Annotated in this window: 10 protein-coding genes; 2 read left to right on the forward strand and 8 right to left on the reverse strand. The window is 41.7% G+C overall.

Annotation, left to right across the window (positions count from 1 at the left end):
- Positions 1-134 precede the first annotated feature (134 nt).
- Positions 135-680: an HdeD family acid-resistance protein gene (locus ACWI_RS17855; RefSeq protein ID WP_070372800.1), complete on the forward strand. Its 546-nt coding sequence runs from the start codon at positions 135-137 to the stop codon at positions 678-680.
- Positions 681-755: 75 nt separating this feature from the next.
- Here ACWI_RS17855 and ACWI_RS17860 read toward each other — a convergent pair whose 3' ends face one another.
- The 5 genes from ACWI_RS17860 to ACWI_RS17880 all read right to left on the reverse strand — a co-directional run bounded on the left by ACWI_RS17860 (position 756) and on the right by ACWI_RS17880 (position 7,424).
- Positions 756-1,988 carry a chloride channel protein gene (locus ACWI_RS17860; RefSeq protein ID WP_242871651.1) on the reverse strand — a complete coding sequence of 411 codons (1,233 nt, stop codon included), beginning with the start codon at positions 1,986-1,988 and terminating at the stop codon, positions 756-758.
- Positions 1,989-2,126: 138 nt separating this feature from the next.
- Positions 2,127-3,197: a GGDEF domain-containing protein gene (locus tag ACWI_RS17865; RefSeq protein ID WP_175440981.1), complete on the reverse strand. Its 1,071-nt coding sequence runs from the start codon at positions 3,195-3,197 to the stop codon at positions 2,127-2,129.
- A complete protein-coding gene (locus ACWI_RS17870; RefSeq protein WP_070372802.1) occupies positions 3,181-3,858 on the reverse strand; it encodes an L-fuculose-phosphate aldolase in 678 nt (225 codons plus the stop codon). Before ACWI_RS17870 ends, ACWI_RS17865 begins: the two co-directional genes overlap by 17 nt.
- A 307-nt stretch (positions 3,859-4,165) precedes the next feature.
- The gene (locus ACWI_RS17875) at positions 4,166-6,805 is read right to left on the reverse strand and encodes a methyl-accepting chemotaxis protein (RefSeq protein ID WP_070372803.1); all 2,640 of its coding nucleotides are present in this window, start codon (positions 6,803-6,805) and stop codon (positions 4,166-4,168) included.
- Between the two features lie 394 nt (positions 6,806-7,199).
- Entirely contained in the window at positions 7,200-7,424 is a 225-nt protein-coding gene (locus tag ACWI_RS17880) for a hypothetical protein (protein WP_070372804.1), read from the reverse strand.
- A gap of 573 nt (positions 7,425-7,997) precedes the next feature.
- Here ACWI_RS17880 and ACWI_RS17885 point away from each other — a divergent pair.
- On the forward strand, positions 7,998-9,836 hold the full coding sequence (locus ACWI_RS17885; protein WP_070372805.1) for a hypothetical protein: 1,839 nt from the start codon (positions 7,998-8,000) through the stop codon (positions 9,834-9,836).
- A gap of 151 nt (positions 9,837-9,987) precedes the next feature.
- Here ACWI_RS17885 and ACWI_RS17890 read toward each other — a convergent pair whose 3' ends face one another.
- From ACWI_RS17890 to ACWI_RS17900, 3 genes are all read right to left on the reverse strand, one after another.
- Positions 9,988-10,608 carry a VanZ family protein gene (locus ACWI_RS17890; protein ID WP_070372806.1) on the reverse strand — a complete coding sequence of 207 codons (621 nt, stop codon included), beginning with the start codon at positions 10,606-10,608 and terminating at the stop codon, positions 9,988-9,990.
- Positions 10,609-10,683: 75 nt separating this feature from the next.
- Positions 10,684-11,322, reverse strand: coding sequence for a VanZ family protein (locus ACWI_RS17895; protein ID WP_070372807.1), 639 nt, complete (start codon positions 11,320-11,322; stop codon positions 10,684-10,686).
- A gap of 57 nt (positions 11,323-11,379) precedes the next feature.
- Entirely contained in the window at positions 11,380-12,138 is a 759-nt protein-coding gene (locus ACWI_RS17900) for a transposase (protein ID WP_070372808.1), read from the reverse strand.

Raw genomic sequence — 12,138 nt, forward strand, 5'->3', positions numbered from 1 at the left:
ACTTTTTTATTTACCCAATAAAACGTTTTTTCACAAAAATAATTTTTTTGTTTTAATTTATTAAAAATGGGCATTATATTAATAGCATTTATAGATCAGCTTATTGAAATTATTTTTAACCTGGAGGTAGAAAAATGGAAAACGTTGTAGGTAATGTAACAAAAGGCCATAAAGGTCTGGGAATCGCAGCTTCAATTATTATGGTTCTGCTTGGAATCGGGGTCTTTATTGCACCGCAGTTCTTTGTCAACATGATGATCTGGATCTTCGTTATTGGGTTAATGATTTACGGTGTTTTTATGATTTATGACTATGCCAAAAGTGAAGTTAAAAATGGCTGGAGCCTGACTTCCGGAATCATGGCCGTCATTCTTGGTTTTCTGCTTGTCTTTGCACCAGCTTTGGCCCGGGCTGAGACTTTCGGATTTATGCTGGCCTTTATGACCTTATTCACCGGCATTAATCAGATCACCGCATCTTCGGTAATGAAAAAGCAGGGCGGTTCTGGTACCGGCTGGCTACTGGCAGCTGGGATCATCAATACCATCCTGGGTTTCTTCTTCCTCTTTAATCCCTATGTTATGCTGTTTGCATTCTCAATCATTGCCGGGATTTATTTAATCGTTGGTGGAATTGCCCTATTTGCCTCCACCATGTCAAGCCATCCTGCAGAGCAATAAGTATTGTATCCAAAAACTGTTACTTTTTTGTATACGCTTTAAAAAAAGATCTGAGCTCAGCGCCCAGATCTTTTTTTATTCTGTTTGATCAAGTCCCAAAAATCCCGGAACCGGAATGGCGCTACCAATCACTGCGCCAATCACCAGTGGAATAATCGCACTCAGGGGAAACATAATCAGCAATAATAAAATTACCGCCAATGGTTTTCGAAGGATTGCTCCGGTGAGACCAGAAGCAACCACAGCCACACAAAAAATGGGATCGATGGGTAGTAAAATCGCAAACGCATAGCCAATTGCTGCCCCGGAAAAAATTACCGGGAAAATATGGCCACCCCGCCAGCCCAGTTCCAAACAGATATTGGTGATCAGCAGTTTGACAATGGCAGTTACAAAGAGTAGCCCGACACCAATGCTTTCCCAGCCCGTCATCAGTCCCGTCATCTGGTGTTCTCCGGAAAACATGGTGTAGGGTAAAAATATCCCCACCCCGCCGAGAATCACACCGGCTACCACCGCTTTTACCACCACTTTATCTTTAAGCGGATGAATGGCTTTTTTGACAATGCTCTTAAAGATGAAATAAAGCATCCCCAACAGACTCCCTGCCAGAGCCAGGGGAATCACCAGTGTCCATTCATTGGTTCCCAGGGTTTTTATCTCCGGAAAATTTCCCAGACCCGGTCCGCCACCGATTGCATGGGACAATAACCGATATGCCCCCAGCCCACCAAGAATTCCCACAAAATACAATAAGATCTTGGTATTTTTGGGTATTTTTTTTACACTGCCGTCATCCTCAATCTGATTGACAAACCCAAATAAGGGTGAATTAAAAATGACGCCAATGGTGGCTGCCATCCCAATTTCGGCGATTTCATCCACTTCTGCCAGGGCAAATTTGAGTTTGTCGGAAAACCAGAAACATAAGCCTACGATAACCCCGGAAAGCCCGGCTTCCGGCCCCAGACTGCCACCGAAAACCAACGGCAACAGTGCCGCCATCCCAACAATATGGAGATTATTATAGGGAACCTTTTCTCCGCTTTTTACCTCCGCCATGATTTCCGAAAGTTCTCTGGGATAGGGGCCAAAGCGTTTTTCCCATAAGCCGACCAGCACCCCTCCCAGCGCACAAACCACCAGCGGATAAACAGTTAAATTTATATTTTCCGGGATAACATGCCAGATAATTTCAATGCCGTGATTTAATAAAAAGAGAATCAGCCAGGTGATCCCCCCAATGATCCCGCCTAAAAAACCAACAACCAGAATCATCACCAGGTTCTTTTTCATCTCAAGCCACACGTTTCACCTCCAGATGCGTTCCCGTCACAAAGCGCCCGCTTGTTACCCGTCGCCAATGACGTTATTAAAGTCATTATACCCTAAATTTACCCAAACTCGCAATCGCATCCATCAGTTTTAAAATTAGTACCACCACGGCTACAGCTGTTCGGTGCTGAATTGTACTCGATTTTTGCCAAATTCTTTGGCCTTGTACATGGCACTATCCGAATAGTTCAGCAGTTCTGCCGTGGTGATTCCATCCCGGGGGCAAAGTGCTATCCCGAAGCTGGCACTGATATTTAATTCCATGTTTTCAATTTCAAAGGTCTCCAGCAGTGCAGAGCGAATTTTTTCCACATATTCTAAAATTTCTCTTTCAGTGAGATCACGTTGAATAATCAGCGTAAATTCATCGCCCCCCAGACGTCCCAGCATATCCTCCTGATAAATAATCTTCTTCATTTTATCGGCAATGGCTTTTAGTAGCAAGTCCCCAATATAATGGCCTTTATAATCGTTAATTTTTTTAAAATTATCCAGATCGATAAACACCACTGCAAACTGTGCCGCTTCTTCCTGATGGCGGTCAACCAGAGCATCCAGCTTACCAATAATCATCTCACGGTTAGGCAGTCCGGTTAAGACATCGGTAAAGGCCAGATAATTGAGCCGCACCTCCCGCTGTTTCATTTTGCGGTTCAGTTCCTTCAACTTAACATTCTGTTGTAAGAATTCTTTTTCCGAACTGGCCAATTCATCATATAGGGCGCTGAGTTCCTTCTTCTGTTCGGTTATTTCACTTAACTTGGTATTAAAACTATGCTCATAAAAAGAAATAATACTGATTGTAATAATGGTACACAGCGGCACCACCACCCCCGGGAGTGCCTCCAGATTACTCTGACCGATAACCACCCCGAAAAGCACCAGCAATGACGCCAAAATATTTATTGCCACCGCAATCTGATAGCCTTTATCCCGTACCGCAACCACCAGATAGACCGACACGATCACTTGAATTTGTGCAATAACCCCAGCAATATTGCTTAAAGCTGAAAGCCGCACCTGGAGAAAAATAACAGTTATGAAAAGGATTACGCAAATCCCAATTTTAAACCCCGAAACCATTTTATTTTCTGTCGCCGTTTTTTTCTTTTCCAGGTAATTTTTTTTCAGACGTGTCAAATTCTTGCTTTTTTCCATCGATTCCTCACTCATCTTTTTCATCTGGTTCATCACGGGACATTTTCTGACCGTAGAAACTACCAAACTTGACGACCATCCTTGCCATTTCATCCTCATCCAGAATCACCGGGGTGCCAATGGCCCGGGCTTTTACATAAACCTCGGCGCAATGCTCAATTTGTTCGGCAATGTTAAAGGCATTGAGAATATCTTTGCTGCCCGTCAATAAACCATGGTTGGCCATTAACACCGCAAAGCGATCCTGCATCGCCTCAAAAGTTTTTTCTGCCAGTTCCCGGGTGCCAAAGGAGGCATAATCGGCGCAGCGCACATCCAAGCCTGAATAGGCCACCAGATAACTGGATGCCGGTAGCGGCTGGCGCAGGGTTGCCAGGACGGTGGAATAAACCGAATGCGTGTGAACCACTGCTGCAATATCATCCCGCCTGACATAAAAAATCCGGTGCAGTTCATATTCACTGGAGGGCTTTCGCTTGCCATCAACAATATTCCCATCGAGATCCATCACCACCACATCTCCTTCAGTGGTTTCAAAATAATCGATGCCACTGGGGCTGACTGCCATCAGGCCCCTTTCCCGACTTAAAATACTGATGTTGCCACCGGTTCCTTTGGTTAATCCGGCCGTAATCATCTTGCGGCAATACTTCACCACATCTTGCCGTTCTTTTTGTAATAGCACCTTATCACCTTCTTACTTGGCTATCGTTTACTTAGGCTGTAAAACAACAGAATCGTTTTTTTATGCACTATTTTTATATTTTAACACAGCGAATTTGGCTAGACAACCTGTAGCGCATGATGTGTCAAAATTTTTACCACCGGCAACAACTATCATCCTATTTATCAGCTCAATCTATTAAAAATGCCCTGCCGATCAATCCTGTTTGACTGCATCGGCAAGGCTTTGTTGTTAGCTGTTCCTGGTTTTTCTAATAATTCCCTCTGTTTCTTATCAATATCAGGCTGATCACCAATTATTCTGTCTTTTAATATTTGTCGTTGTCATCCAGCACAATTTGGGGTTCAAAGGAAAGATCTGCTTCGATTTTGACCGCCTTTTTTTCCTCCAATCGAGTTTGTATTTTTTGCGTCTGGCCAATACGTTTTAATTCAAAGGCGCCAACCATTTGTTTGAGCATTTCAGCCTGACCTGATAATTCTTCACTGGCTGCAGCACTTTCTTCAGCCGTGGCCGAATTTGTTTGCACCACCTGGGAAACCTGTTCAATGCCCTTGGTAATCTGCGCTATTTCCGATGCCTGATCATTGGATGCCTGGGCAATGTTACCTACAAGACTGGTTACCTGCTCAATTTCATTCAGTATTTCTTTGAGACTTTCAGCTGTTTCATCGGCAATCCGGGTGCCTACTTCCACTTTGTCGATGGAGCCTTCAATCAGACCCGTGGTTTCTTTTGCAGCCTCCGCACTTCTGGCCGCCAGCGTTCTAACTTCTTCTGCCACTACTGCAAAGCCTTTGCCATGCTGTCCTGCCCGGGCTGCTTCCACAGCAGCATTCAAGGCCAGAATATTTGTCTGGAAAGCAATGTCATCAATCACTTTGATGATTTTTGAAATATTATTGGAGGAATCACTGATTTCATCCATGGCGGTAACCATTTTTTCCATCTGATCATTTCCCACTTCGGCATTTTTTCGGACTCTTACGGCCAATTCATTGGCCTGATTGGCATTCATGGCATTTCGCTTAGTTTCTCCGGCGACTTCTTCAATCGATGCCGTTAATTCCTGGATCGCGCTGGCCTGTTCCGTGGTTCCCTGCGACAGATTCTGACCACCATCGGAAATCTGTCTGGCCCCCATTTCCACCTGTCCAGCGGCATCATTGATCTCCTGCATGGTCTGGCTGAGTTTGTCATTAATCGCATTGAGGGAGATCTTGATCGGCAGGAAATCGCCCAGATACTCGCTTGTAATTTCCTGATTTAAGCTACCCTGTCCCATGGCTTCCAGAGTTTCTGAAATTTCGTCGACATAGCGTTTTAAGAAGACGATCGTATTGTTTAAAGCCTTCTTGATCTTGGCATGGTCGCCTTTGTATTCACCAGCCATTGTAATTTTCAGATTTCCGGTGGATAACAAATCCAGAATCTCTGCTGCTTCAGTCAGTGGCTGTATGATGGCATCCAAGGTCTGATTAAAGCCATCGATGACCTTGGCAAATTCACCCTGGAATTTAGAGGCATCACCCCGATTTGCCAAATCCCCTTCAACGGCAATACTGGCCATACTTTCTGTTTCCTGAACCAGGTTTAAAATGTTTTTAATCATGGCAATCAGGCTGGGGTTTAGGGTATCATTTTCGCTTCGCTTGCCGATCTGCTGCAATGTTTCCAGATCACTCATATCTCCGGTCGCAATATGCGTAGCAACATTAACCACCCGAATCAGACGTTCATGCACCGCATTGATGGCTTTTGCAATATCGGCGTAAATTCCCAGATACTGACCGGTCATTTCTTCAGAATAATCATTTACGCTCATCTTTTCAAGAATCCGTTTACCCTCCGATAATGCACTTAACCCTTCGATACAGGTGTTTAAATTGTTTTTTATGATATTAAAATCACCATTGTAGTTATCCGTAATTTTTTGCGGAATAATTCCCCGACTGATCTGCTCCACATAGTCAGCAGCGACATTCAGCGGCCCGACTACTGCATCCAGGGTCGCATTAACGCCTTCAACGATTTCTCTATATCCACCGGTAAAAGCCGATGCATCACCTCTGGTGTTCAGTCTTCCTTCCACGGCAGCAGCTGACAGATTATTTGCTTCGGCAATCAGTGCCCGAATGGTTTCAATGATCTGTTTAAGCGCTGGCGCCAATTCATCCTGATCATCCCGAGGTACAATGTTGGCACTGACATCCCCAGCCGATACATCGTTTAATGTACCGACAATCACGGTTTGAATGCTCTCTGAAAAAGTATCTAATGCATCTGCCATCTCACCGACTTCATCTTTTCGATCCATCTTAAGACGGATCATAAAATGACCCTGATTCATCTCTTTTAGACCTTCAGAAACCTTTTGGATGGGTTTTCCGATAATTTTACTTAAAAAAATACCCAGGGCAATGGCAATGGTCATCCCTAAAGCTGTTATAACCGACATAAGAGTAACTGCCGTATTGGTGTCACCCGTGTTCTCACTGATTTGGACTTCTCCGGAATCAACCTTCATTTTGATAAGCTCACCCATTTCTGTGGTCGCAGCTTCAAAAGATGCTGTCAGTGATCCCGTTTCATCAAGCATTGCCAAGGCTTCTGCATCTTTGTTTTCTGCTGCCAGATCGGCTGCCGTATCAATCTGTTTTTCAGCATCGGCAATGGTTTCTTTTAGCTTGGCAAATTCTGCCCGCACTTCTTCTTTTACAATTGTCGCTTCAAATTGATCCATTGAGGAGCTGATCATTTCTTTATCGGCGACAATCTCCTCGGCATCTTTTTTAATTTCGTTGGGATCGGATTCTAAAACCATATCCACTAATTGATATCTCATTTTTTCCAGACTAGAAAGCAGGTTTCCGGTACTCATATGCGCAGTGGTCACATTATTGTAGGAATCAATGTAGGATGCATTAATTTTATTTAGATTAAGCACACCTATTAATCCGACAATCCCTGCCACCAGCGATACAAAATAAAACTGATTACCAGTTTCCGGGTGATCTTCATATCATAAATCCATTTCATTTTGCTTCGCTCCTTTGTTGAAGTATTAATAAATATTTGCTGATGCATTCGTGGGTTTTAATTTTAGTCAGTGTTAATTTTTTCGTAGTTGAAACAGATTTTCGCCCCTTTCAAAATAAACTCATTTTTTTGCTTCACTGCACCGCCAGGTAGGTAATAAAAAAACTCCACTTTTTATTTTAATCATTATTATACAGTTTTTATTATTGAAATACTATTGCTATTTAATAATAACTACAATTCATAAAAAAAACTTTGCCGTGGTGTGATCTGCTCCAGCGACAAAGTTTTTTATTTTTTATTTACATACCACACTCAAAACAATATTCATATTGTTCTAAGGCATTCGTCTGTTTCGGATCAACTAGTTTTATTAAAAGGTTTCCCTCATCGGTCTCAATTGATTTTACCATACAGTTCATTTGTTCCTGGGTAAGAGCTGACTTTGATTCATGCTTCTCTTTGACGCCCATTGTCTCGAGCGTTAAGCTAGTGTCAATAAATTTCAACAAATCTCTTAACTTCATTTTATACCTCACTTATACTTATTTTGATTCCCTTATTTATTGGAGCATCATTCGATTAATTTACCGATTAAACCGATTAACGCTGTATCATTATTCCTTTTTTGATTCCTTCTGTCGTCTTTATTTTTATTATATCGATAAACTTATTAGAATACAATATATTTTAGTAAAATTCCCTGCTTATTTGAGTCATCATTGACAGCGCTTTAATTGCTTATCATTTTACCATATAAATTAAGGTCTTTGTCACTTGATTGTTTTACATATGTCAAACATTTTGTGTATAAGTCCAATAAATCACTCTCAATAACGTTTCTATCAATAAAATATCAAAAACGACGGAATTTAAAAAACTTTTGTCACATGAAAAGCCACATCTATCTTTTTGTTTTTTTTAATGGTATAATGTGAAATGTTTATGCAAATTAAATACGGTGAATCATTTGGTTCATCAAAAAATTTTCTAAAAAGAAAAATGACCATGCAACGAAAGGAAGTGTTTAAAAAATAACTGATCAACTGTTTTTAAGAAGTTTTCGGAAAAAATGATTTAAAAAGGAGAGGAATTCTGTTATGAGAAAAATGATTACCGGAAAATTAACTTCCGGGCTGTTGTGTGCATTCATGGTGATTTCGGTGTTTTTTGCAACTGGCGTTTTTGCGGCCACAACTGAAGCTGACACAAGTGCAGATGTAACAAATACCGCAGCAGTAGAAGACATTGGCGTAAAATATTGGGGCCATGTTCAAAACAAAGGCGACATGCCTTGGGTTAACAGTCCGACACCACTTGGTACCAGAGGCGAAAGTTTACGGATTGAAGGCTTTTGCTTTGAACTAACTGGTGATGTACCAGCAGGCGCAAACCTGGAATATCAGGTACACGTTCAAAACTACGGTTGGATGACACCTGTAGAGGCTGGTGAATTTGCTGGTACCCGTGGTGAAAGTCTGCGTGTAGAATCCATCCGAATCAAACTTGTAAACCTTCCTGGTTATGATGTCTATTATCAAGGTCATGTCCAAAATGTTGGCAATATCCCACAGGTAAACGGTGAATGGGGCTGGGTTAAAAATGGTGAAGAATTGGGAACAACTGGTTCATCGCTACGTTTAGAAGAAATCAAAGTTAAAATTGTAAAACAGCCGTCCACCACAACAGCCTATGATAAGGCAGGAACCTACGGCCCCAAGACAGGTACTGAAGAACTAAGCGGTGATGCCGTTATTAATGTTCCTGATGTTACCCTGCAGAATCTTCATATTAAAGGAACCCTGACCATTGGCGAAGGCGTTGGTGATGGCAACGTCACCCTGAATAACGTCACCGTTGATGGCGACACCTTCGTTCGCGGTGGTGGTGAAAACAGTATCCATATCAATAGCGGAAATTATGCCAGAATCGTTGTCGAAAAAACCGCTTCCGGCAATGTACGTATTGTCTGCACCACGGCTAGTGGAATTCCGATCGTCGTCTCTGAAGATGCCGCTGGGGAAGAACTTATCCTGGAAGGTTTATTTAGTGATGTCACCATCAATGCCCCAGATTTTGTCGTTAAAACTCAAGGTGATACCACCATTAAAAACATGACCATCGGCGAAGATGCCACCGGCTGTGAAGTTACCTTAGCTGCTGGCACAACTGTTGGTGATCTGGTTCTCGATAGCGGTGCTGATATCAAAGGTACCGGAACCATTAATAAAGCCGAAGTCAATGCCGACGGCGTCAAATTTGAAACGGCACCAAAAGAACAGGTCGTTGATCCAGGCGTTGATGTGCCACCTGTTGTTCCACCCGTTGTTCCACCAGGTGGTGGCGGTGGAGTTGATCCATCCGTTGCTGCTTTGGCAGCTGTAAATGCAGCGACAAGTGCAAGTGCGATGGAAACAGCACTGGAAAATAATGCAAGTGCTTTAGGAATTTTGACACTCCTTACAAAAACCTATACCGATGGTGGAAGCTATACTTATAATACTTTAACTGCTGGTAGACAAACTGCATTAGCTGCCGATATGCTTAGAAACAAACCAGCTGGTGGCTATACACTCACAATCTTAAGTGATTATTTTGACAAATTGGCTAATGTCCGTGTTGTCATTGAAGAACAAATGCGAATAGCTAATTCTTATCATAATACAACACCGACACTTGATCAAATTAGTGAGAGAATATCGTTTATGAACACGATTCTTACTCAGCTTAATAGTCTTGATGCTTCTCATAAAGCGCTTTATTTATCAAATTATCAAATCTCGTCTTTGATTGCATCATTGACGTATGCTCAAACTCAATACAATGGTCTTACTGATCCTGAAAGACAATCTTTGTTAACTAGTTTGTTCACAAACACATATGATAGCTTAGGTTCTTTATTAACTTCATTCCAAACTATTTACAACGCATTACCTTAAGAAGGTGATCAAGGGGACGACGATCAAGGGGACGGTTCTCTTGTGTCCTTGATCTAACAATTCTCTACCCCAAAATTAAAGACGATCCAAGCTTTTCAGCTTGGATCGTCTTTTCATTTCATCTGTAACAGACTAACGGAGGGCACTTGTGCTAAATCATTGCGATCATCAAAGCCAGTCCCACCCCAATCATTGGCAGAAAATAGCGGTGCACTTCCCAAAAAGGCTTGCCCTTTAGAAACAGATAAATCCCATAGCCCACTATCATTCCGATCATATTGTGGAATATATCATCCCATTCAAACAGACCAGTTTGCGTAAATAACTGCAAAAACTCCAGTGACAGGGAGATAAGTAATCCAAAGAGTAAAACGGTATTTCGCTTTTTTTGCTCATCTTCATGCAAAATATTCTCATACGCCCATGGCACCAGCAAGCCTACCGGCACAAACATCAGGACATTAATCAAAACCACCAGCACAATCCTTAATTCATGGGTTTCCAGAATATGTTGATAGGACCAAAACGGTGTCAAGTTGAGATTTGTTTCTATTTTTTTGGAACGTGCAATAAATGTATACAAAAAAATCAGATACAGATAAAACCAAACTCCCATTTTAAAACATTTTTCCTGAATTGTCCATTTTTTGCGATTGATAATCAGAAGTGATATCAGGATTAAGATGACCATCAAGGTGATTACCACCGTCTTGCGGCTGGAAAACGGGCCATTTTCGATGAAGAAATTAACATAAATCTCGAGTGTTTTCATTTCTGTGCTCTCACCTTAACCACCTGATCTATAACCTTTCTTTCTCTACAAAATGAAGAAATCCAACCCCTATATTTACATGAAAATTGAATCTTTGGTCAATTCAAACAAAACAACCAATACAATCAACATCGGCCAGAAATACCAGTGAAACCGGGTAATTGACTTTTTCCTGACAATCAGATAATAGCCATAACCAACAAATAAACCAATCATATTATGGATCATATCATCCCATTCGAAAAATCCTGTTCGTGTAAAAAATTGAGTCAGTTCGATTGCTACCGTCAAGATCAGGCCAAAAAGCAATACAAAAATGCCCCGTTTCCGTTCATTTTTTACAATCGATTCAATGGACAGCGGCAACAAAAAACCGACCGGGATCAACATCATACAATTGATCAGCACTTCCCAGACGATCAAACCGTCCTGGGTTGATTGTATATACCCATATGACCAAAACAATTGAAGCTTATACAGATATTCAGCCGCAACCGTTCTTGCCAATAGCGTGTATAGTGTCATTACATAGAGGTAAAATAACAAAAGGGCTCGGGCGATTGTCGTTGTAATTGTCCACTTTTTATAGAAAATCAAAACCATTAGACCAAGTACTGCAATTACAATTCCTGTTATAATCATCATTTGCTGACTTGCAAAAGGACCATTCTGCTTTAAATAATCGCAATAGTGAATCAGACCATCTCTAACCATCCTAATCCCTTCCTTTCATCCTTGATCGGGGGGGATGGTTCACTTGTGTCATTCCCCTTAAGCCTTACGCACAACACCAAAACTGATTCCAGTTAGCCGTTCAATCTGCCGGATCGACAAACCTTCGCTTTTGCAACTTCTGATCACGTCATCCCGCTTTAGTTTGTCTAATTGTTGGATATCAGAAAGATTTTTTACCACGGCCAATTGTTTTATCAAATCAATTGCCTCAGGATCTTTCCATCTCTTCTTTTCGTCAATATCCAAGCATTGGCTGTTTTCCTCAGATTGATTAAAGGTTTCAAATTGTTTTTTAGCCTTTGCCAGGTCTTCTGAAAATAAACTTAGAATATCATTGGTTTCACAAAGCCCCTTATCGCTTAAATACTCGTGATAACTGCTCCATGGATAATCCATCGGATTATCGGTAATTTCGGCCTTCACAGGATTTTGATGGACGTATCGGATCACGGCTAGCAGGTAAGCATCGTCTTCGACCGGTTCACTTTTAAACCGATCCTGAAAGAGATGTCCACGGCGATTGTATTTCCAGTTATACCAATAGACATAACCAGCACCCAATCGCCGAAAGACGATTCCCAACTCTTCTTCTCCTTCTTTCATCACGAGATGAATGTGATTGCTCATCAGGCAGTAAGCATAGATTTTGAAACCGCTGATTTCCTGATAGGCTTTTAATAATTCCAGATACTTGACACGGTCTTCCTGATCTTCAAAAATAACCTGTCGATTGATTCCTCTGAAAACAACATGATAGACAGCGGTTGCACTTTTCTCTCGGGCTTTTCTTGGCAT

The organism is Acetobacterium wieringae (genome assembly GCF_001766835.1).
In the GTDB taxonomy this organism is placed as follows: domain Bacteria; phylum Bacillota; class Clostridia; order Eubacteriales; family Eubacteriaceae; genus Acetobacterium; species Acetobacterium wieringae.

What these genes read in the sequence shown, in the direction of transcription:
- ACWI_RS17855 (WP_070372800.1), top strand. Translation starts at nt 135, where the DNA reads ATGGAAAACGTTGTAGGTAATGTAACAAAAGGCCATAAAGGTCTGGGA.
- ACWI_RS17865 (WP_175440981.1), bottom strand. Translation starts at nt 3,197, where the DNA reads ATGAAAAAGATGAGTGAGGAATCGATGGAAAAAAGCAAGAATTTGACA.
- ACWI_RS17880 (WP_070372804.1), bottom strand. Translation starts at nt 7,424, where the DNA reads ATGAAGTTAAGAGATTTGTTGAAATTTATTGACACTAGCTTAACGCTC.
- ACWI_RS17885 (WP_070372805.1), top strand. Translation starts at nt 7,998, where the DNA reads ATGAGAAAAATGATTACCGGAAAATTAACTTCCGGGCTGTTGTGTGCA.
- ACWI_RS17890 (WP_070372806.1), bottom strand. Translation starts at nt 10,608, where the DNA reads ATGAAAACACTCGAGATTTATGTTAATTTCTTCATCGAAAATGGCCCG.
- ACWI_RS17895 (WP_070372807.1), bottom strand. Translation starts at nt 11,322, where the DNA reads ATGGTTAGAGATGGTCTGATTCACTATTGCGATTATTTAAAGCAGAAT.
- ACWI_RS17900 (WP_070372808.1), bottom strand. Translation starts at nt 12,138, where the DNA reads ATGCCAAGAAAAGCCCGAGAGAAAAGTGCAACCGCTGTCTATCATGTT.